This window comes from Spongisporangium articulatum (assembly GCF_044465595.1).
Lineage (GTDB): Bacteria > Actinomycetota > Actinomycetes > Actinomycetales > Kineosporiaceae > Spongisporangium > Spongisporangium articulatum.
Map to the genome: position 1 here is coordinate 59,989 of NZ_JBITLV010000006.1, position 20,813 is coordinate 80,801.

The following is a 20,813-nucleotide window of genomic DNA, read 5'->3' on the forward strand; positions in this document are numbered from 1 at the left end:
CGGAGTGGACGCGCCGTCGCGGATGTCGGCACGAGTGGGGAAGGCGGGGTCTGGAGTGCCAGACATCGGTAGCCTGATCGTGCTCGGCGTTCTCGTGCTGCTGCTCGTCGTCCCCTTCCGGCGGATGCGCAGGCAGCAGCAGGAGATGGTGGCCACGCAGGCTGCGGCCGAGCCGGGTCGGCGCGTCATGATGACGTCAGGGGTCTACGGCGACATCGTGTCGGTACAGGAAGACGAGGACACGGTCGTCCTCGAGGTGGCGCCGGGGGTGCACATGACGTGGGCGCGCCCGGCGATCGCCCGCGTGATCGAACCTTCCGAACCCACCGACACGTCTGAACCTGCAGAACCTGAAGAACCGAACAGCCCGTAAGCCGTCAATCCCTGTCCAACCCAGAGAAGAGATCCGTTCCCGTGGCACGTTCCGGCCCAGCCACCCGACCAGGTAGGTCGTTGCTGGCTCTCGCAGTCCTGTTGGCCGTCATCTTCGGAGTCGTCGGAGCCGGGACGATCTGGGGCACGGCACAGTGGACCCCGAAGCTCGCGCTCGACCTCGAGGGCGGCACGCAGATCATCCTGCGGCCGGTGCCCCAGTCGGGCGGCGCCAAGATCACGACTGCCCAGCTGACCGAAGCCGTGAACATCATCCGGCAGCGCGTCGACGGCTCCGGCGTGGCCGAGGCCGAGGTCACCACTCAGAACAACCAGGACATCGTCGTCAGCATCCCCGGCAAGGCCGACCAGAAGACGATCGACCTGGTCAAGCAGTCGGCCGAGCTGAACTTCCGACCGGTGCTCTACGTCGCGAGTGCCGCCCCGACGGCCAGCGCGACGGCCACGCCGTCGGCGTCGTCCAGCCCGTCGTCCAGCGCAACCCCGAAGGCCAGCGCGAAGGCGTCGGCCTCCGTGAACGCTGCGACGCCGAGCGCCACCAGCAACCGGATCGTGCCGCAGGCCCTGGTGAAGGCGGCCGCCACGACCGACCCCTCGGCGGCCCCGAGCACGGCGAGCAGCGATCCGGGCACCGACTCGACCGGCTCGGGCAGCTCGACGGACTCGAACACCACTCTCGCCGCCGGGACACCGAGCGACCTGAACCAGATCACCGAGGCGCTCTACAACGAGTTCACCGCGCTGAACTGTCAGGACCTGGAGGCCGTCCAGAAGACGGTCCAGGACCCGAAGAAAGCCATCGTCACCTGCTCGAACGACGGCACCGAGAAGCTGATCCTCGGCCCGATCGAGGTGTACGGCAAGGACATCAAGGACGCCACCTACGGTCTGGGCACCAACTCGCAAGGCTTCTCCACCGGGCAGTACCAGGTCAACCTGACGTTCAACAGCACCGGCGCCAAGGCCTTCTCGAACGTCACCGAGCGGCTGGCCGCGCTGACCGGCGCGCAGAACCAGTTCGCCGTGGTGCTCGACAACCTGGTGGTCACGCACCCGACGGTGAACGAGCGGATCCCGAACGGGCAGGCGCAGATCTCCGGCAACTTCACCGCCGACACGGCCTCGCAGCTGGCCAGTCAGCTGAAGTTCGGTGCGCTGCCGCTGTCGTTCAACGTCCAGACCCAGGACACGATCTCCGCCCTGCTCGGCGCCGAGCAGCTCGAGCGCGGCCTGCTGGCCGGCCTGATCGGCATGGTGCTGGTCGTCATCTACTCGCTGCTGCAGTACCGCGGGCTGGGCCTGGTCACGGTGTTCAGCCTGCTCGTGGCGGCGGCGCTCAGCTACGGAATGGTGCTGCTGCTCAGCTGGCAGCAGGGCTACCGGCTCAGCCTGCCGGGGGTCACCGGCCTCATCGTCTCGATCGGCATCACGGCCGACTCGTTCATCGTCTTCTTCGAGCGCGTCCGCGACGAGGTACGTGAAGGCCGCCCCCTGCGGGCGGCGGTGGAGACGGGGTGGACGCGCGCCCGGCGCACGATCCTGGCCTCCGACACGGTCAGCCTGCTGGCCGCCGTGGTCCTGTACTTCCTGGCGGTCGGGGGTGTGAAGGGCTTCGCCTTCACCCTGGGCCTGACCACGGCGATCGACGTGATCGTCGTCTTCCTCTTCACCAAGCCGACCGTGACGCTCCTGGCCAAGTCGAAGTTCTTCGGCGAGGGCCACACCTGGTCGGGCTTCTCGCCCGAGCAGCTGGGTCGGCTCACGCCCGCCTACGCGGGCCGCGGGCGGGTCCGCCAGCCCGGTGAGAGCATCGCCGCCCGGCGGGCCGCAGCGGCCGAGGCCGAAACCGACGACGACACAGTCGGCGCCACGAGCTCGGGCAGTACGTCCGGGGCGAGCGGGAGGGACGTCTGATGGGGCGCTTCGCCACCTTCGGCAACGAGCTGTACAGCGGCCGCCGGTCGATCGACTTCGTCGGCAAGCGGCGGATCTGGTACTCGATCGCGCTGGTCACCTGCACGATCTCGCTGATCGCGCTGTTCTACCCGGGCCTCAACCCCGGCATCGAGTTCCGCGGCGGGTCCGAGTTCCGCATCTCGAAGGTCGCCAACACCGACACCATCAAGGCCGGAGACATCGTCAAGTCGGCCGCGCCGGAGGCCGGCGAGCCGCTGGTCTCGAAGATCGGCCGCGACGGTCTGCGGATCCAGACCGACCGGCTCAGCGACGAGCAGACCGAGCAGGTCGCCGCCACCCTGGCCAAGTCTTACGACGTGCCGACGACCAACGTCACCGCATCGTTCGTCGGCCCGAGCTGGGGCCGCGACGTCTCGACCAAGGCGATCCAGGGCCTGGTGGCGTTCCTGATCCTGGTGGCCGCCGTCATCAGCATCTACTTCCGTACCTGGAAGATGGCCGCCGCCGCGCTCGTGGCGCTCGTGCACGACCTCGTCATCACGGTCGGCGTCTACGCGCTGGCCGGTTTCGAGGTCACGCCGTCCAGCGTGATCGGCTTCCTGACGATCCTCGGGTACTCGCTCTACGACACGGTCGTCGTCTTCGACAAGGTGCGGGAGAACACCGAGCACATCACGACGTCCACCCGGCGCACCTACGCCGAGGCGGCCAACCTCGCGGTCAACCAGACCCTGGTCCGGTCGATCAACACGTCCGTCGTGGCGCTGCTGCCGGTCGGCTCCATCCTGTTCATCGGCGCGTTCCTGCTCGGGGCCGGCACCCTGCGTGACCTCTCCCTGTCGCTGTTCGTCGGTATCGCGGCCGGCACCTACTCCTCGATCTTCATCGCCACGCCGCTGCTGGTGTCGATGCGGATGCGCGAGGAGCCGCTGCGCGTGCACGCCGAGAAGCTGCTCAAGCGCCGGGCGGAGAAGGCGCCGGCCGAGGCACTCGTCGGCGTCGGAGCCGGCAGCGCCGGCCCGGCCGGTGAGCCGGAGGCCGAAGGCCCGGCCGGGGCGGGCGTCCCGACCACCGTACGGACGTCGTCCGGGCGCGCCCTCGGTGAACCGGACGGCCCGCAGAGGCGGCAACCGAAGCGTTCCACCCGCGCCAACCGGGGGCCGAACCGATGAGCATCTCCTTGGCGGAGGGCATCCGCGACATCCCGGACCACCCCTCGGCCGGGATCATGTTCCGGGACATCACGCCGCTGCTGGCCGACCCGGAGATGTTCGAGGAGGTCATCACCCAGTTCGTCGCCGGACTGGAGGGCGAGGTCGATCTGGTGACCGGCATCGAGGCGCGCGGGTTCATCCTCGCCGCCCCGGTGGCCCTGGCCCTCGGCGTCGGCTTCGTGCCGATCCGCAAGGCCGGCAAGCTGCCGTACGAGACCGAGTCGAAGTCGTACCAGCTGGAGTACGGCGAGGCGACGATCGAGGTGCACAAGGACGCCGTCAAGGCGGGCCAGCGGGTGCTGCTGGTGGACGACGTCCTCGCCACGGGCGGCACCGCGCGAGCCGGTCGCGAGCTGGTCGAGGGCCTGGGCGGGAAGGTGATCGGGGCCCGGTTCCTGATCGAGCTCGAGGCGCTGGAGGGGCGCAAGGCGCTGGGGGACCTGCCCGTCACGTCGCTCGTCACGTACTGATCGCCCGTTGATCGTCGGCCGGGTTCCCACACCCGGGGCGTCCGCTATGGGACGTTTGGTCCGAGGCCGGGAATGAAACCTCCTCATCGGTCGCTTCAGCGGCTTTCGGATCGTGCCGATCGGTGGGGCCTAGACTGACGGTCCCTCCAGACCTCACCCGAGGTCTCCAGCGACGGGAGGCTCCGTGCCGGACGAGGCAGCGCTCAGGGCGGACCACCAGGCCGGGATGAACCCCGGTCCTGACGCCGCGCCTGACGCCGCGCCCGCCGCCGCGCCCGCCGCCACGCCCGCCGCCGCCACGCCCTCGGTCGTCCCCGACGTCGTGCCCGTCCCGTCGACCCGGCCCGGAGAGTCCGCCTCCACGTCGCTGCCCGCCAAGGGCCACCTCATCGACGAGCCGCCCGTCCCCGCCCTGAAGGCCGTGCCCACGGGCGACCCCTCCGTCACCGAGGCCCACGCCGAGGTGGCGCCGGTCGAGGACGAGGAGCGGGCCGACCCGGCTCCCGACGCTGCGGCGAACCCGGCGTCGACGCCGCCGCTCGGCATCCCGGTCCCAGCGCCCGTCATGCCGGGGGAGAAGGCGCGCCCGACCGCTCCGCCCGCGGGCGACGTCCAACTGTCCCCGACCGGTGTCTTCGCCCGCATCGCCCGGCTGGGCAGCCCGCGGACCACCACGTCGCCCCTGCTCGAGCCGTTGCTGCGGACGCTGCGCACCGCTCACCCCAAGGCCGACCTCACCGTCATCGAGCGGGCTTTCGAGGTGGCGTCGAAGGCGCACGCCGGGCAGAAGCGCAAGAGCGGGGACCCGTACATCACGCACCCCGTGGCCGTCGCGTCCATCCTGGCCGAACTGGGCATGACGCCGCCCACGCTGGCGGCGGCCCTGTTGCACGACACCGTCGAGGACACCGACTACACGCTCGAGAGCCTGCGCGAGGACTTCGGCGACGAGGTCGCGATGCTGGTCGACGGCGTGACGAAGCTCGACAAGGTCAAGTTCGGCGACGCCGCGCAGGCCGAGACCGTGCGCAAGATGGTCGTCGCGATGTCCAAGGACATCCGGGTCCTCGTCATCAAGCTCGCCGACCGGCTGCACAACGCCCGGACCTGGCGGTACGTGCCGGCGCACAAGGCCGAGAAGAAGGCCAAGGAGACGCTGGAGATCTACGCCCCGCTGGCCCACCGGCTGGGTATGAACACCATCAAGTGGGAGCTGGAGGACCTGTCCTTCGCGACGCTCTACCCGAAGGTGTTCGACGAGATCGTCCGGCTCGTCGCCGAGCGCGCGCCGGCCCGTGAGGACTACCTGGCCCAGGTGCGCGACCAGGTCCGGCTCGACCTGCGGCAGGGGAAGATCCGCTGCGAGGTGACCGGCCGGCCGAAGCACTACTACTCCGTCTACCAGAAGATGATCGTGCGGGGTCGCGACTTCGCCGACATCTACGACCTGGTCGGGGTGCGGGTGCTGGTCGACTCGGTCCGCGACTGCTACGCCGTCCTCGGTGCACTGCACGCACGCTGGAACCCGGTGCCCGGCCGGTTCAAGGACTACATCGCGATGCCCAAGTTCAACATGTACCAGTCGCTGCACACGACGGTGATCGGGCCCGAGGGCAAGCCGGTGGAGATCCAGATCCGGACCCACCAGATGCACCGCCGGGCCGAGTACGGCGTGGCCGCGCACTGGAAGTACAAGGACGAGCTGACGGGCGCGCCCGACGGCGGCACCGACATGACCTGGCTGCGCCAGTTGCTCGACTGGCAGCGGGAGACCGCGGACCCGGGCGAGTTCCTCGACTCGCTGCGGTTCGAGATCAACGCGCAGGAGGTCTACGTCTTCACGCCCAAGGGCGACGTCGTGGCGCTGCCCTCGGGGGCGACGCCGGTCGACTTCGCCTACGCCGTGCACACCGAGGTCGGCCACCGGTGCATGGGGGCGCGCGTGAACGGGCGGCTCGTGCCGCTGGAGAGCGCGCTCGACAACGGCGACGTCGTCGAGATCTTCACCTCGAAGACCGACGCGGCCGGGCCCAGCAAGGACTGGCTGACCTTCGTGCGCAGCGCGCGGGCCCGCAACAAGATCCGGCAGTGGTTCCAGAAGGAGCGCCGGGAGGAGGCGATCGAGTCCGGCAAGGAGGCGATCGCCAAGGTCATGCGCAAGCAGCACCTCCCGCTGCAGCGGCTGCTGTCGCACGAGGCGCTGCTGACGCTGGCCTCCGAGATGCGCTACACCGACGTCGCGGGCCTGTACGCGGCGGTCGGCGAGGGGCACGTGTCGGCGGCCAACGTCGTCGAGAAGCTGCTCGAGGCCGCCGGTGGCGAGGCGGGGGCCGAGGAGGACATGGCCGAGGTCACCTCGCCCATGCGCCCGCGGCGGCCCAAGATGGGCGACCCCGGCGTGGTGATCCCGGGCATGGAGAACATCTGGGTGAAGCTGGCCCGCTGCTGCACCCCGGTGCCGGGCGACCCGATCATCGGCTTCCTGACCAAGGGCAGCGGCGTCTCCGTCCACCGCGAGGACTGCGTGAACCTGGTCGGCCTGCGCGAGGAGCCCGACCGGATCGTCGAGGTCGAGTGGGCGCCCACCCAGGCCAGCGTGTTCCTCGTGCAGATCCAGGTCGAGGCGCTCGACCGCAACCGGCTGCTGTCCGACGTGACCCGGGTGCTCTCCGACAGCCACGTGAACATCCTCGCCGCGACGGTGCAGACCTCACGCGACCGGATGGCGATCTCCCGGTTCACCTTCGAGATGGGCGACCCGGCCCACCTCGGGCACGTGATCGCCGCGGTGCGCCGCGTCGACGGGGTCTACGACGCCTACCGCATCACCGGTTCGCGCGGCGACTGAGGCTCACCGAGCCCGCTGTAGCGGGTTCGTCCTGCCACCCACAGGGCGGGTTTTCCACAGCTGGACGACGGCCGCCCCTCAGCGTGGTCGAGCGCGGGCACGATGGGGCGCGTGCAGACGAACCGCTCGATCCCACACCAGCTCACTCGGCACGCCGGGCAGGCACCGCCGCGCGAACTCGACCTGGCGTCGATGCCGTTCCGGGTGGCACCGCAGCATCGGGCCGAGGTCGAGGTGCTGCTGCGCGAGGAGTTGGTTCGTCCGGTCCTGGGCGACGCCGTGGTCGCCATCGATGTCCCCGACGACGGGCTGTGCCGCGCGCTGACTGCCGGGCTGTTCGTGCCCCACAGTGCTCGGGAGCGATGGGTGGTCGCCTTCCGGGCCGCCGCGTGGGTGCTGTTGGGCGAGGCCGGCGCTCCGGGTGCCGAACTACCCGGACTCCCCGGGTCGATCGACGTCATCGTCGGGGCCGGTGAACGGCGCCCGGCGGACGCCGGCGTGACGGGCCGGCAGGTGGCGCTCGGGGCGGGGGAGACGACCGTCGTCCACGGGCTGCGTCTCACGCATGCCGTGCGCACTGCCGCCGACCTGGCCCGGGATCTTCCGGCGGATCAGGCACAGTCCTGGCTGGTGCAGCTCGGTCGGCACTGTGGTGTGCGCCCCGCGCAGGTGTTGCGGCAGCTCTCACGCATGCGCTACGCGCGAGGATCAGCCCGGGCGCGGCCTGTGGTCCGTGCGTGGGAGGAACTCGAAAACCCCTGGTGATGAATGAGTTCTATGCCTGGTGGCAGGCAGACGTCGCCGATTGCGGCGCGTCGGCTGCCACCATCCCTGTCACCCTGCGGCGAGCGGGGGAGCCGTCAGCCGGTGAACTCCTCCAGGCCGCGGCGGGCCTGGTCGAGCCACTCGCGGCGCGCGGCCAGGGCCTGCTCGGCCTCCTTGACCTTGCGTTCGTTGCCGGCCGACTGCTGCTTGGCCAGCTCGGCCTCGAGGCCGGCGACGGCCTTCTCCAGCTGCCCGACCATGTCCTGCGCCCGGGCCCGGGCCGCCGGGTCCGAGCGGCGCCAGCGCTCCTGCTCGGCGTCGTGCACGGCCTGCTCGACCTTGCGCAGCCCGCCCTCGAGCCGGGAGAGGTCGGCCCGCGGGACCTTGCCCGCGGCGTCCCACCGTGCCTGCAGGTCCCGCAGGGCGGCCCGCGCGGCGGCGGCGTCCTTCACCGGCAGCAGCTTCTGCGCCTCCGCGAGCAGCTCCTCCTTGCGGACCAGGTTGCCCGCGAACTCCTCGTTCTGCGCGGTGTTGGCCGCGTCCCGCGCGGCGAAGAACGCGTCCTGGGCGGCCCGGAACCGGGCCCACAGGGTGTCGTCGTCCTTCTTGGAGGCCCGGCCGGCGGCCTTCCACTGCGCCATCAGGTCCCGGTAGGCGCCCGAGGTCGGCCCCCAGGCGGTCGACGTGCTGAGGCTCTCGGCCTCGGCGACCAGCCGCTCCTTCTCCGCCTTGGCGTGCGAGCGCTGCTCGTCCAGCGCGCCGAAGTGGTGACGGCGCTTGCGGTCGAACGCGGTGCGCGCGTGGCTGAACCGCTTCCACAGTTCGTCCTCGGACGCCTTGTCGAGCTTCGCGTCGCGCTGCAGCGTGCGCCACTCGTCGAACAGGACGCGCAGCCGGTCGCCGCTGGACTTCCACGGGATGCGGGCCGGTTCGGGCTCGGCCAGCGCCTCGGCCTCCTCGACCAGGGCCGTCCGCTTCGCCAGGGCCTCGGCCTTCGCCTCGGCCTTCGCGGCCTGGGCCTTGGCCCGGGCCTCGTCGGCCAGCGGCGCGAGCCCGGTCAACCGGTCGTGCAGGCCCTGCAGGTCACCGACGGCGTTGGCCTCCAGGATCGTCGGCTCGAGCCGCTTGATCGTGTGGTCGGCGTCGGAGGCCGAGACCTGCCCGGCCTTCAGCCGCTGCTCGAGCAGGTTGACCTGGGCCTCCAGGTCCTCGAACTTGCGGACGAAGTAGGCGAGCGCCTCCTCGTGCGTGGCCCCGGGGTAGGACCCGACGGCCCGCTCCCCGTCGGCCGTCCGCACGTACACGGTGCCGTCGTCGTCCGCGCGTCCCCATGCCTGCTCGGTCACGAGACTCAGCCCTTCTTCACCGTTGCCGAGGTGATCGACACCGCGGTCGTGGGTGCCCCGTCGCCGCTACCGCCGCTGACGCCGGACTTGGCGACCTTCTTCACCACGTCGAGGCCCTTCGTGATCTTGCCGATCACGGTGTACCCGCCGCCGGTCTGGGCCGGGTCGAGGGTGGTGTCGTCGTAGACCAGGAAGAACTGGCTGCCCTGGCTGTTCACGTCCGACCCGCGGGCCATCGCCACGGTGCCCGGGGGCATCTTGCCGTTGCCGACGTTCTCCAGCGGGCCGTAGGAGTAGCCGGGGCCGCCGGTACCGGTACCGGTCGGGTCGCCGCACTGGAGCACGAAGATGCCCGACGTGGTGAGCCGGTGGCACGGCGTCCCGTCGTAGAACTTGGACCGGATCAGGGCGATCGTCGACGAGACGGCCTGCGGGGCCTTCTTGCCGTACAGCTCCATCTCGATGGTGCCGCACGTGGTCTTGAACGTCGCCGTCCACGTGGTGTTCTGGGCCAGCGACTTGCTCGGGACCTTCGCGATCTGCTTCGGGGAGCTCACCGCGCCGAGCGTGGACGGCGTGCAGCCGCCCTTGACCGGCGTGGCGGCGCTCGACGCCGTGGCGCTCGCGCTCGGCGCGACGGACGCCGCGGTGCTCGCGTCGGTCGCGTCGTCCCCGTTGTGCGTGACCAGGAACGCGACGCCGATGATCACGGCCACCGCGGCCAGGGAACTGCCCGAGGCCAGGACGATCTGCTGGACCCGGCGGCGACGGCGCTTCCGCTCGCTCAGTTTCGCCTGCCACTCCTCGTAGCGACGGCGCTCGTACGCCCGCTCGCGCGCCTTCGACACCTGCGCAGCCCCTTTGTCTCGATACCCGGTCTCGTTACCCGTCGGGTGACCTGTGAGTGCGCGCGCCAGTCTAGGGGGGTGAGCCTGTGCTCCAGCGACGACGCCCCTGACATAGGCTCGGCCAGTGCTCGTGATCGGATTCCCGGCCCAGGTGTTCGGCACCAACTGCTACGTGGTGGCGCCCGCGGCCGGTGAGGAGTGCCTGGTGGTCGACCCGGGCATCGGGGTGCTCGGCCAGCTGTCGGCCGTGCTGGAGGAGCACGGGCTGCGCCCGGCCGCCGTCCTGGCCACCCACGGCCACCTCGACCACGTCTACTCCGTGACCCCCGTGTGCCAGGCCCACGGCGTCGCGGTGCGCGTGCACGGCGCCGACACGTACCGGCTCGTCGACCCGGCCGCCACGCTCGGGCCCGAACTGCGGGCGATGTTCGAGCAGCAGTTCGGGAAGGACGGCTGGCACGAGCCGGACGACGTCGTGGAACTCGAGCACGGGCAGAAGCTGACGATCGCCGGGATCGAGCTCGACGTCGTCCACGCCCCCGGGCATACCGAGGGGTCCGTGATCTTCACGGTGCCGGGGGTGCCGTCGTCCCTGGACGCCGGGCACGGCCTGACGTCGACGGCGTTCGCCGGCGACGTGCTGTTCGCCGGGTCCATCGGGCGGACCGACCTGCCCGGCGGGTCGGGCGCGGCCATGATGCGCAGCCTGCGCGAGCGGGTCCTGCCGATGGCCGACGACACGCTGGTCCTGCCCGGCCACGGCCCGGCCACCACCATCGGGCGCGAGCGCGCCTCCAACCCGTACCTGCGCGAGGAAGCACTGAGGTAAGCCAGACATGAGCCGTCCCACCCCCCTGTCCGGCTTCCCCGAGTGGCTGCCGGCCGAACGGATCGTCGAGCAGCAGGTGCTGGACCGCCTGCGCCACACCTTCGAGCTGTGGGGCTACTCGTCGCTGGAGACCCGCGCCGTCGAGCCGATGGACCAGCTGCTGCGCAAGGGCGAGATCGACAAGGAGGTCTACGTCCTGCGCCGGCTGCAGGCCGACCCGGACGACGCCGGTGACTCCGGTCTCGCGCTGCACTACGACCTCACGGTGCCGTTCGCGCGGTACGTGCTCGAGCGCTCCGGGCACCTGCAGTTCCCGTTGAAGCGGTACCAGATCCAGAAGTGCTGGCGGGGGGAGCGCCCGCAAGAGGGCCGCTACCGCGAGTTCACCCAGGCCGACATCGACGTCGTGGGCGCGGGGGAGCTGCCGTTCCACTACGAGACCGAGCTCCCGCTGGTCGTTTTCGACGCCCTGTCGGGGCTGCTGGACGTCGGGCTGCCGCCGGTGAAGATGCACGTCAACAACCGCAAGGTGTCGCAGGGCTTCTTCCGCTCGCTCGGCTTCGAGGACCTGGCCGGGGTGCTGCGGCTGGTGGACAAGCTCGACAAGATCGGACCGGCTCGGGTCTGCGAGGCGCTGGTCGCCGAGCTGGGGGCCACCGACGCCCAGGCCAAGGCCGTCCTGGAGTTCGCGTCGATCACGGCCGAGGACGGCTCCGTCGCCGACCGCGTGCGGGCGCTCGGGGGGAGCGACCCGTTGCTCGACGAGGGGCTCGAGGAACTGGTGCGGGTCGTCGAGGCGGCCCGCCAGGCGGCCCCCGGGATGCTGATCGCCGACCTGAAGATCGCTCGCGGACTCGACTACTACACCGGCACCGTCTACGAGACGTCGCTGGTCGGGCACGAGGACCTCGGCTCGGTCTGCTCGGGCGGGCGCTACGACAACCTGGCCAGCTCCGGCTCCGACGTGTACCCGGGCGTCGGGATCTCCGTCGGCGTGACCCGCCTGCTGTCGCGGGTGTTCTCGCAGAAGCTCGTGACGGCGTCGCGGTCGGTGCCGACCGCCGTCCTGGTCGCCGTCGCCTCGGAGGAGACCCGCGCGCTGTCCGACGCGGTGGCCGCCGACCTGCGGCTGCGGGGCATCGCCACCGAGGTGGCCCCGACCGCCACGAAGTACGGCAAGCAGATCCGGCACGCCGACCGGCGCGGCATCCCGTTCGTGTGGTTCCCGTCGGCCGACGACGACGGTGAACCGGTGCACGAGGTGCGCGACATCCGTTCCGGGGAGCAGGTTCCCGCGGATCCGCAGGGCTGGGAACCGCCGGCGGACGACCTGCGCCCGCGCATCGTCCAGGCGTGAGCTCGCCGTCCGGGCGGGCCGGCTCGGCCGCCCTGCGGCTGGCGCAGTCGTTGGGCGTACCCGCGACCTCGGCGCGGGTGCTGCACGACGGTTCGAACGTGCTCGTGGCCCTCGCGCCGCAGCCTCTCGTGGCCCGCGTCGCCGCCGTCACCGCCCGGGTCCGGATGCGGCCGGCGGAGGCGTTGCAGCGCGACGTCCAGCTGGCCGGCTGGTTGGCCGCGCAGGGGGCCCGGGTCGTGGCTCCGGCCGACGAGCTGCCGCCCGGCCCGCACCAGGCGGAGGGGTTCGGGCTCACCTACTGGCGGTTCGTCGAGGTGCTCGGCACGGTCTCGGAGCCGGACGTCGCCGCCGCGGAACTCCTTGACCTCCACCGCCTCTCGGTGGCCTATGAGGGTGCGCTGCCCGGCGTCCAGCCCTTGATCAGCGACGCGCTGCGCGGGGTCGCGCTCGCCCGCGACGCGGGGGTCGTGACCCGCCACGACGCCCAGCGGCTCGAGGCGGCCGGGCTGCGGTTCACCCGCGAGATCCCGCGTGGGGCCTTCCCGCTGCACGGCGACGCGCACCCGGGGAACCTGCTGCGCACCCCGGACGGGTTGCGCTGGACCGACTTCGAGGACACCTGGCGCGGCCCGCTCGAGTGGGACCTCGCCTGCCTGCACGAGACGAGCCGGTTGGACGGCGCTGCGGCCGTCGCGCGCTACCGCGAGCTGTGCGCGCGGGAGTTCCTGGTGGACGACGACGTGCTGGCCGCCTGCGTGCGGCTGCGGCGCTGGCAGGGCGTGTGTTGGTCGCTGGTGTTCGCGGCCGACGATCCGGCGCACCTGCCGCGGGCCGCCGTCGCGCTGCGGGAGTGGCTCGCCCGGGATTGAGGTGCTTGCATCCGGGGTCGAACGTGTGTTCGACTTCGGGTATGCGCTGGCAGGGGCAGGTCCTCGGCGAGGCCGATCTCGGTGACGGAGCCGGACTCGCGGTTCCCCGCATCGGGCGGGCCGGTTCGGCTGGTCCCGACGCGTTGCCGGGCCTGGAGATGCGCGGCCTGCTGCGGACCGTGACGACGCCGGAGTTCGAGGGTGTCCGGTTCCACGAGGTGATCGCCCGGTCGGCGCTGAACAAGGTCCCCGGCGAGTCGCCCATGCCCTTCCGCTGGACCATCAACCCCTACCGGGGCTGCTCACACGCCTGTGTGTACTGTCTGGACGGCGACACGAAGGTCCTGATGGCTGACGGTTCCCAGAAGCCGATCCGGGACGTGCGCGTGGGGGACGAGATCTATGGCACCGAGAAGCGGGCGTCGTACCGGCACTACGTGAGAACGACGGTTCAGGCGCACTGGCGCACTGAGCGGGAGGCCTACCGGGTTCGTCTGTCCGACGGTACGGAGCTGATCGCCAGCGGCAACCACCGCTTCCTGACCGGTCGCGGCTGGAAGCATGTAACCGGTGCCGACTGCGGCGAGCATCGACGCCCGCACCTGACTCTGAACGACTCCCTGCTCGGTTTCGGGACGACCTGCGACACGCCGGAGGAGACACCGGACTACATCCGGGGTTATCTCGCCGGGATGCTCCGCGGTGACGCCCTCATGAAGAGATACGAGTACGACCGTCCCGGCCGCAATGTCGATCGCCACCACCGGTTCAGATTGGCCCTGGCGGACACCGAGGCGTTGGACCGAAGCCAGAAGTACCTCGCCGAACTGGGTGTGTCGACCGATCGGTTCGCGTTCTCGGCGGCGACGGCTGTACGCAGGCCGATGTGGGCCATCAGGAACTACTCCGCGTCAGCTTTCGCCCTCGTGACCGAGCTGGCTCGGCTTCGAACTAATCCGGATCCCGAGTGGAGGCGCGGCTTCCTGGGTGGAGTCTTCGATGCGGAGGGTTCGGCCAGCGCCAACGTGATCAGAGTGCCCAACACTGATCCAGAGATCATTTCAGCGACCTGCGAGGCCTTCGAGCACTTCGGTTTCGACGTAGCGATCGAGGATCGCAAGCTGGCGAACGGGATCAAGGTGGTCCGCGTCCGAGGCGGTCTCCGTGAGGTAATGCGCTTCGCTCATCTGGTCGACCCAGCGATCCGCCGGAAGTTCGATCTGGGCGGTCAGGCGATCAAGAGCAAGGCGCCTCTTGACGTGGTGTCGGTCGAGCCGCTCGGCGTCGTCCTGCCGATGTACGACATCACCACGGGGACGGGCGACTTCATCGCCAACGGCGTGGTCAGTCACAACTGCTTCGCCCGGGGCACCCATCAGTACCTGGAGCTCGACACCGGGCGGGGGTTCGACTCCGAGATCGTCGTGAAGACCAACGTGGCGCCGGTGCTGAAGGCCGAGCTGAAGAAGCGCTCGTGGAAGCGGGAGCACGTCGCGCTCGGGACGAACACCGACCCCTACCAGCGCGCCGAGGGCCGGTACAAGCTGATGCCCGGCATCATCGACGCGCTGGCCGGGTCGGGTACGCCGTTCTCGATCCTGACCAAGGGCACCGTGTTGCGCCGGGATCTCCCGCGCCTGGCCGCCGCGGCGCGGGACGTGCCGGTGGGCGTGGGCGTCTCGATCGCGATCTGGGACGACGAGCTCCACGCCTCGCTCGAACCGGGCACCCCCTCGCCGAAGGCGCGCATCGAACTGGTCCGACGGATCACCGACGCCGGCCTGCCCTGCGGGGTGTTCATGGCGCCCGTGCTGCCGGGGCTGACCGACTCGAAAGAGCATCTGGAACGCGCGATCTCGGCCGTGGCGGAGTCGGGGGCGACGGGGATCACGGTGTTCCCGCTGCACCTGCGCCCCGGCGCCCGAGAGTGGTTCCTGGAGTGGCTGGCCGGCACCCACCCGGCGCTGATGCGGATGTACCGGCGGCTGTACGGGCGCGGCTCCTACGTGCTGCCCGAGTACCGCCGCTGGCTGGCCGCCCGGGTGGCGCCGATGGTCGCCGCGTACGGGCTCGACCGGTCGTCGGGCGGTGAGCTGCGCGGCAGCGGCGACGGTGACGGTTCCGCGGAACCGCCCCCTCGGCCTCAGCCCGCGGCCCCGACGTCGCCCGCGTGCCGGAAGGCGACGGCCTCGCGGCGGCGGTACCGGCGTCCGAACAGCCGGGCCAGCACGAGCATCGGGCGGCCGGCGAACTCGGCCAGGCTCTCCTGCGTCCGGGCGGGCAGCCCGTCGACGATCCACGGCAGCAGGAACGGGTACAGCTTCGCCGGGTACGCCTTACCGGCCGCGGCGTCGACCGCGTGGTTCTCCTCGACGGTGAGGGTGCGCTGCAGCAGTGGCAGGGCCTCGGTCTCCTCGTGCCGCAGGTGCCGGGCCAGCGCGTCGCGCAGGTCGGTGAGGGTCGTCAGCAGCAGGGTGCGGTGCGTCTCGCACGGGCAGGCGGCCATGTGACCGAACGCGGCCCGGACGGCGGCCAGGGACGGGTCGATGACGGCGTGCTCGGCCTCCATCGCCTCCAGCGTCGCCCGGTCCTCGGCGGAGCCGGTCTCGTCCGCGTGCCGGAGCATGACCGGCCAGATGTTGTCGTCCTCGACGCCGTGGTGGTGGTGCAGGATCTCCGCGAAGCGGGCCCACCGCGGGGGCAGCGCCGCCCAGACGTCCCGCTCGGCGGTCGGGGTGGCGGCGACGGCGGCCACGAACCGGTTGAGGTCGCGCCGAAAGGCGTGGTGCATCAGGTACATCCCGGTCTGGTCGTGCGGGCCCTCGGCCACCGAGGACTGGCCGGGCAGCAGGATCTGGGGCTTGAACGAGGGGGCGGGCTTCGTGCTGGACGTGGCGCTCATGGCGATGCTCCCGAGGTCTGGATGTCTTGTCCTGGTCGAAACCCTCGGTCAACCCCCTTGTCGGCGGCTTGCGGCGGACTTGGGACGGCCCTGCGATCGGCTCGGCGATCGGCACGGGGGATCGCCACGGGAATGGGTTCGAACCGGTCCCGGCCCGCGCCGTAGGATCGGCTGACCGACCCGACGGGGGCTCCCGTCGTCCGCCTAGCCCTTAAGGACCCCGCTCGTGCTACGCACCCACGAGGCCGGCACCCTGCGTGCCGACCAGGCCGGCCAGACCGTCACGCTCACCGGCTGGGTGGGCCGGCGGCGCGATCACGGCGGCGTGGCCTTCCTCGACCTGCGGGACGCCTCGGGCGTGGCGCAGGTGGTGGTGCGCGACGAGGAGGTCGCCCACGGCCTGCGCAACGAGTACTGCCTGCGCGTCGTCGGCGAGGTGAGCAAGCGGCCCGAGGGCAACGAGAACCCGAACCTGCCGACCGGCGACATCGAGGTCATCGCGACGACCGTCGAGGTGCTGAACGAGGCGGCGCCGCTGCCGTTCCAGCTCGACGAGCACACCACCGTCGGTGAGGACGTCCGGCTGAAGTACCGGTTCCTCGACCTGCGCCGACCGGCCGCCGCGAGCGCCATCCGGTTGCGCAGCGAGATGAGCCGGGTGGCCCGTAACGCGCTCTACGAGCGGGGTTTCACCGAGATCGAGACGCCGACGCTGACCCGCTCCACCCCCGAGGGCGCGCGTGACTTCCTCGTCCCGGCCCGGCTGAAGCCCGGTTCCTGGTACGCCCTGCCGCAGAGCCCGCAGCTGTTCAAGCAGCTGCTCATGGTCGGCGGCATGGAGAAGTACTTCCAGATCGCCCGCTGCTACCGGGACGAGGACTTCCGCGCCGACCGGCAGCCCGAGTTCACCCAGCTGGACATCGAGATGAGCTTCGTCGAGGAGGACGACGTCATCGAGATGTCCGAGGCGGTGCTGAAGGCGCTGTGGGCGCTGATCGGCGTCGAGCTGCCCCTGCCGCTGCCCCGGATGACCTACGCGGAGGCGATGGCCCGGTTCGGTTCCGACAAGCCCGACCTGCGCTTCGGTCAGGAGCTCGTGGACTGCACGAAGTACTTCGCGGGCACCCCGTTCCGGGTGTTCCAGGCCGAGTACGTCGGCGCCGTCGTCATGCCGGGCGGGGCGTCGCAGCCGCGCCGCACGCTCGACGCCTGGCAGGACTGGGCCAAGCAGCGCGGGGCGCGCGGTCTGGCCTACGTGCTGATCGGTGAGGACGGCGAGCTGTCCGGGCCGGTCGCCAAGAACCTGTCGGACGACGAGCGCGCGGGTCTCGCGGCCCACGTCGGCGCCCAGCCGGGCGACTGCGTGTTCTTCGCGGCCGGGACGACGAGCGAGGCGCGGGCGCTGCTCGGGGCGGCCCGGCTGGAGGTCGGCGCCCGGTGCGGGCTGATCGACGAGTCGCAGTGGTCGCTGCTGTGGGTGGTCGACGCGCCGTTGTTCGAGCCGGCCTCGGCCGCCGTCGCCTCGGGGGACGTCGCGGTCGGGTCCGGTGCCTGGACTGCGGTGCATCACGCCTTCACGTCGCCCAAGCCCGAGTGGATCGACCGGTTCGAGTCCGACCCCGGCAACGCGCTCGCCTACGCCTACGACATCGTCGCCAACGGCAACGAGATCGGTGGCGGGTCGATCCGTATCCACCGCCGCGACGTGCAGGAGCGCGTCTTCGCGATGATGGGCATCACGCCCGAGCAGGCGCAGGAGAAGTTCGGCTTCCTGCTGGAGGCGTTCAAGTTCGGCGCCCCGCCGCACGGCGGCATCGCGTTCGGCTGGGACCGGATCGCCATGCTGCTCGGCGGCTACGACTCGATCCGCGAGGTGATCGCGTTCCCGAAGTCCGGCGGCGGCGAGGACCCGCTGACCGGCGCCCCCGCCCCGATCACGCCGGAGCAGCGCAAGGAGGCCGGCATCGACTCGAAGCCGGCCGCGCCGAAGCAGGCGACCGGTCCCGACCCCAAGCCCGGTGTCCCGCCGGAGCCGCAGAAGTCCTGACCCTAGGCTGTTCCCGTGCCGATGACCGCGAAGTACGCGACCACCTGTGCCGTCTGCCGGGAGCGCGTGACGCCCGGCGAGGAGATCGCGAAATCGCCCACCGGGTGGGCGCATGCCGGGTGCGTCGGCGGTTCCGCGGAACCGGCCGGTGCCGCGGTGCCGGCGAAGAAGAGCAAGCCCCGCCCGGCGGACATGGCGGCCCATGACGGCGCGCTCGAGGTCTGGACGGACGGCGCGTGCTCGGGCAATCCGGGGCCCGGCGGCTGGGCCTGGGCGACCCGCGACGGGCGGCAGGGCAGCGGCGGGGACGCGCTGACCACGAACCAGCGGATGGAGATCCAGGCCGCCCTCGAGGCGGTCACGGCGCTCGAGGGGCCGCTCGTCGTGGTCAGCGACTCGACCTACGTCGTGAACTGCTTCCGCGACGGCTGGTGGAAGGGCTGGTTGGCCCGCGGCTGGGTGAACAGCCAGAAGAAGCCCGTTGCCAACCGCGACCTGTGGGAGCCGCTGATCGATGCCGTGAACGCGCGCGGCCACATCAGTTTCCGCTGGGTGAAGGGACATTCGGGCGACGAGATGAACGACCTCGTCGACGCGCTCGCCGTCGCAGCGGGCAAGGTCGCCGCGGGCTGAGACCGACATCCGCGTCCGTTTCGGTCGCCACCTGGCCTCTGGCGGGCGTCGTGGCGACCGAAGCGGTCGCAGATCCGCGTGCGCTAGTCGGTGATCCCGAACCGGTCGTGCAGGCGGCGCAGGAACGGTGGGGCCCACCAGTTCCAGTCGCCGAGCAGGGTCATGGTCGCGGGCACGAGCAGCATGCGCACGAGGGTCGCGTCGATGGCCACGGCCACCGCGAGCGCCGTCCCGGTCTCCTTGATCATCAGCAGCTGGCCGGCCACGAAGCCGAGGAAGACCACGATGATGATCACGGCGGCCGAGGAGATGATCCGGCCCGAACGCTGCAGTCCCAGCGCGACCGATTCGTCGTTCGAGTAACCCTCGCGCCGGTACTCGGCGATGCGCGAGAGCAGGAAGACCTCGTAGTCCATGGCCAGGCCGAACCCGAAGGCCAGCGTCATGGGCGGGATGAACGTCTCCAGCCCTCCGGTGGACGTGAAGTCCAACAGGTCGGAGAGTTCGCCGAACTGGAAGACCCAGGTGACGACGCCGAGCGCGGCGCCCAGCGAGACCACGTTCATGGCCAGGGCTTTCACCGGGACCAGCACCGACCCCGTCATCAGGAACAGGAGCACGAGGGTGACCAGGACGACGATCCCGATCGCCCAGGGGGCCCGGTTCACCAGGTCGGCGTTGGCGTCGACCAGGGTGGCGGTGTTGCCGACGGTGTACGCCGCGAACGGTGGGTCGAGGCCACGGATCTCCTTCACGATGCGGATCGCCGTCGGCGACGAGTCCGAGGCGCCGACCCGCAGGCTCAGCACGGTCCACGGGTAGGAGCCGTCGGCGCGTCGCTCACCGCGGTACGAGGGCGGGTCGATGCTCGCCACCCCCGCGACGTGCACGAGCGCGTCGTAATACGGGTCGGCCCCGGGGCTCTCGGCGATGTCGACGGTCCCGCCCTGGCCGTCGGTCACCTTCTGCGGAACGTAGTGCTCGGTCACCACCTGGATGATCGGTGAGGCCGCGTACGGGAAGCGTTGCTGCAGGGCGTCGACCAGCTGACGGTTCGGGTTGTCGATCGGCAGCAGCGCCGTGCTGGAGCTGACGACGTGCAGGGCCGTCACGGGCAGCGACAGCACGAACAGCACGCCCAGCACGATCGACACGACGATCAGCGGGAACTGCTGCACGGTCCGGGCCAGCCGCGCGAAGAAGCCGTCCTCGCTGGGGGTGTCGCCCAGGGCCCGCGCGACCCGGCCCAGCCCGGGTACCCGGTGCACCAGGCCCGGCCGGATCATCCGGACCTTGACGACGGCCAGCAGAGCGGGCACGAGGGTCAGGGCGACGAGCAGGGCCACGAGGACGACGCTGACGCCGGCCGCGCCCATCCCGCGCAACAGCGTGTTCGAGAAGACCAGCAACCCGGACAGCGAGATGGCCACGATCACGCCGCTGAACATGACGGTCCGCCCGGCCGAGGTCATGGTCCGGCGTAGCGCGACCTCACGTTGCCGGCGGGTCGGGGGCAGCGAGGGGTCACCCGGCAGCCGCAGCATCTCCTCGCGGTAGCGGCTGACCAGCAGCAACCCGTAGTCGATGCACAGGCCCAGCCCGAGCACGGTGACCACGTTGACCGTGCTGGGGTCGAGGTTGAACACGTAGGTGAAGCCGAGCAGGGTGGCCAACGCGCCGCCGATGGCCGCGATGGCGCCGATGATCGGCAGTCCGGCGGCCAGGAACCCGCCGAACACGACGACCATGATCAGGAGGCTGATCGGCAGGGCCACACCCTCCCCGGTGCGCAGGTCGCTCTCCAGCTGTTCGGTCACGGCCGCGACGATGTCCTTGGCCCCTCCGACGTGCCCGACCGCCCCCGGGATCCGCGGGGCGACCTGTTCCAGCCGTTCGCGGACCTCCTCGTAGGTCGCGGCGGCCGCCGCCGGCGGCAACCCGCGCTGGATGCCGACGACCATGAGGATGGCTCGCTGGTCGGCCGAGATGAACCCGAAAGAGCCCGCGTCGTAGACCAGGTCGTTGCCGTCGGACCACGGGTCACGGATGTACGTGACCCCGGAGATCCGGCGGATGTCGGCGTGCGCGGCCTCGATCTGTGTGCGCACCCGCGGGTCGTAGAGCTGGATGCCGTCCAGCACCATCACCTCGGTGCCGCCGCCGCGGCTGGTCTGGCCGAGGACGGCCTGCCCCTCGCGGGACGGTCCGTCCACCGTCACGCTGCCGTTGGCCAGGCGGGAGAACAACCGGTCGCCGAACCAGCCGCCGAACGCGGCGCCGAAGGCCAGGACGACGATCAGCAACCAGGCGGAGATCACGGCCCAGGGGTGCCTGCTGATGACGCGCCCCGTCGCGTCGAGCATCCCGGCCGACCT

The 20,813-nt window shown here is 71.1% G+C and carries 15 protein-coding genes and 1 pseudogene; 12 read left to right on the forward strand and 4 right to left on the reverse strand.

What is annotated here, in order from left to right; genetic code table 11:
• Positions 1 to 79 precede the first annotated feature (79 nt).
• From ACIB24_RS17485 to ACIB24_RS17510, 6 genes are all read left to right on the forward strand, one after another.
• Entirely contained in the window at positions 80 to 373 is a 294-nt protein-coding gene (locus ACIB24_RS17485) for a preprotein translocase subunit YajC (protein ID WP_398282999.1), read from the forward strand.
• Positions 374 to 453: 80 nt separating this feature from the next.
• Entirely contained in the window at positions 454 to 2,307 is a 1,854-nt protein-coding gene (secD, locus tag ACIB24_RS17490; RefSeq protein WP_398283001.1) for a protein translocase subunit SecD, read from the forward strand.
• Positions 2,307 to 3,482 (forward strand): protein translocase subunit SecF, encoded by a 1,176-nt coding sequence (gene secF, locus ACIB24_RS17495; RefSeq protein WP_398283003.1) that lies wholly within the window; start codon positions 2,307 to 2,309, stop codon positions 3,480 to 3,482. The genes secD and secF overlap by 1 nt, the downstream gene beginning before the upstream one ends.
• Positions 3,479 to 3,994, forward strand: a complete 516-nt coding sequence (locus tag ACIB24_RS17500; RefSeq protein ID WP_398283005.1) for an adenine phosphoribosyltransferase — start codon at positions 3,479 to 3,481, stop codon at positions 3,992 to 3,994. Before secF ends, ACIB24_RS17500 begins: the two co-directional genes overlap by 4 nt.
• 226 nt (positions 3,995 to 4,220) lie before the next feature.
• Positions 4,221 to 6,842: a RelA/SpoT family protein gene (locus ACIB24_RS17505; RefSeq protein ID WP_449619060.1), complete on the forward strand. Its 2,622-nt coding sequence runs from the start codon at positions 4,221 to 4,223 to the stop codon at positions 6,840 to 6,842.
• Between the two features lie 111 nt (positions 6,843 to 6,953).
• The gene (locus ACIB24_RS17510; RefSeq protein WP_398283009.1) at positions 6,954 to 7,607 is read left to right on the forward strand and encodes a hypothetical protein; all 654 of its coding nucleotides are present in this window, start codon (positions 6,954 to 6,956) and stop codon (positions 7,605 to 7,607) included.
• A 95-nt stretch (positions 7,608 to 7,702) separates the two neighbouring features.
• Here the strand turns inward: ACIB24_RS17510 and ACIB24_RS17515 are convergent, their stop codons facing one another.
• Together ACIB24_RS17515 and ACIB24_RS17520 are read right to left on the reverse strand one after the other, a co-directional pair.
• Complete coding sequence (locus tag ACIB24_RS17515; protein WP_398283011.1) at positions 7,703 to 8,953, reverse strand: DUF349 domain-containing protein; 1,251 nt, start codon at positions 8,951 to 8,953, stop codon at positions 7,703 to 7,705.
• Positions 8,954 to 8,958: 5 nt separating this feature from the next.
• Entirely contained in the window at positions 8,959 to 9,801 is an 843-nt protein-coding gene (locus tag ACIB24_RS17520; RefSeq protein WP_398283013.1) for a peptidylprolyl isomerase, read from the reverse strand.
• A gap of 124 nt (positions 9,802 to 9,925) precedes the next feature.
• Between ACIB24_RS17520 and ACIB24_RS17525 the strand changes: the two genes are divergently transcribed.
• From ACIB24_RS17525 to ACIB24_RS17540, 4 genes are read left to right on the forward strand one after another with little or no spacing between them, the layout of a single operon-like run.
• The gene (locus ACIB24_RS17525; protein ID WP_398283015.1) at positions 9,926 to 10,630 is read left to right on the forward strand and encodes an MBL fold metallo-hydrolase; all 705 of its coding nucleotides are present in this window, start codon (positions 9,926 to 9,928) and stop codon (positions 10,628 to 10,630) included.
• 7 nt (positions 10,631 to 10,637) lie between these two features.
• Positions 10,638 to 11,987 (forward strand): histidine--tRNA ligase, encoded by a 1,350-nt coding sequence (gene hisS / locus ACIB24_RS17530; RefSeq protein WP_398283017.1) that lies wholly within the window; start codon positions 10,638 to 10,640, stop codon positions 11,985 to 11,987.
• A complete protein-coding gene (locus ACIB24_RS17535; protein WP_398283019.1) occupies positions 11,984 to 12,856 on the forward strand; it encodes a phosphotransferase family protein in 873 nt (290 codons plus the stop codon). The genes hisS and ACIB24_RS17535 overlap by 4 nt, the downstream gene beginning before the upstream one ends.
• 41 nt (positions 12,857 to 12,897) lie before the next feature.
• Positions 12,898 to 15,366 (forward strand): intein-containing Rv2578c family radical SAM protein, encoded by a 2,469-nt coding sequence (locus tag ACIB24_RS17540; RefSeq protein ID WP_398283021.1) that lies wholly within the window; start codon positions 12,898 to 12,900, stop codon positions 15,364 to 15,366.
• On the opposite strand, the pseudogene ACIB24_RS17545 reads toward ACIB24_RS17540, so the two are convergent.
• Positions 15,306 to 15,758 (reverse strand): annotated as a pseudogene (locus tag ACIB24_RS17545) (hemerythrin domain-containing protein); the annotation flags it as partial. The gene ACIB24_RS17540 and the pseudogene ACIB24_RS17545 sit on opposite strands and share 61 nt — an antisense overlap.
• 226 nt (positions 15,759 to 15,984) lie before the next feature.
• Between ACIB24_RS17545 and aspS the strand changes: the two are divergent.
• Together aspS and ACIB24_RS17555 are read left to right on the forward strand one after the other, a co-directional pair.
• Entirely contained in the window at positions 15,985 to 17,805 is a 1,821-nt protein-coding gene (aspS, locus tag ACIB24_RS17550) for an aspartate--tRNA ligase (RefSeq protein ID WP_398283023.1), read from the forward strand.
• A gap of 21 nt (positions 17,806 to 17,826) precedes the next feature.
• Positions 17,827 to 18,438 carry a ribonuclease H gene (locus tag ACIB24_RS17555; protein ID WP_398283602.1) on the forward strand — a complete coding sequence of 204 codons (612 nt, stop codon included), beginning with the start codon at positions 17,827 to 17,829 and terminating at the stop codon, positions 18,436 to 18,438.
• Between the two features lie 83 nt (positions 18,439 to 18,521).
• On the opposite strand, the gene ACIB24_RS17560 is transcribed toward ACIB24_RS17555, so the two are convergent.
• Positions 18,522 to 20,801: an MMPL family transporter gene (locus ACIB24_RS17560; RefSeq protein WP_398283025.1), complete on the reverse strand. Its 2,280-nt coding sequence runs from the start codon at positions 20,799 to 20,801 to the stop codon at positions 18,522 to 18,524.
• Positions 20,802 to 20,813 lie beyond the last annotated feature (12 nt).

Excerpts from the sequence above, each read along its gene's own strand:
- secF (WP_398283003.1), top strand. The coding sequence starts at position 2,307 with ATGGGGCGCTTCGCCACCTTCGGCAACGAGCTGTACAGCGGCCGCCGG.
- ACIB24_RS17500 (WP_398283005.1), top strand. The coding sequence starts at position 3,479 with ATGAGCATCTCCTTGGCGGAGGGCATCCGCGACATCCCGGACCACCCC.
- ACIB24_RS17505 (WP_449619060.1), top strand. The coding sequence starts at position 4,221 with ATGAACCCCGGTCCTGACGCCGCGCCTGACGCCGCGCCCGCCGCCGCG.
- hisS (WP_398283017.1), top strand. The coding sequence starts at position 10,638 with ATGAGCCGTCCCACCCCCCTGTCCGGCTTCCCCGAGTGGCTGCCGGCC.
- ACIB24_RS17540 (WP_398283021.1), top strand. The coding sequence starts at position 12,898 with ATGCGCTGGCAGGGGCAGGTCCTCGGCGAGGCCGATCTCGGTGACGGA.
- ACIB24_RS17555 (WP_398283602.1), top strand. The coding sequence starts at position 17,827 with ATGACCGCGAAGTACGCGACCACCTGTGCCGTCTGCCGGGAGCGCGTG.
- ACIB24_RS17560 (WP_398283025.1), bottom strand. The coding sequence starts at position 20,801 with ATGCTCGACGCGACGGGGCGCGTCATCAGCAGGCACCCCTGGGCCGTG.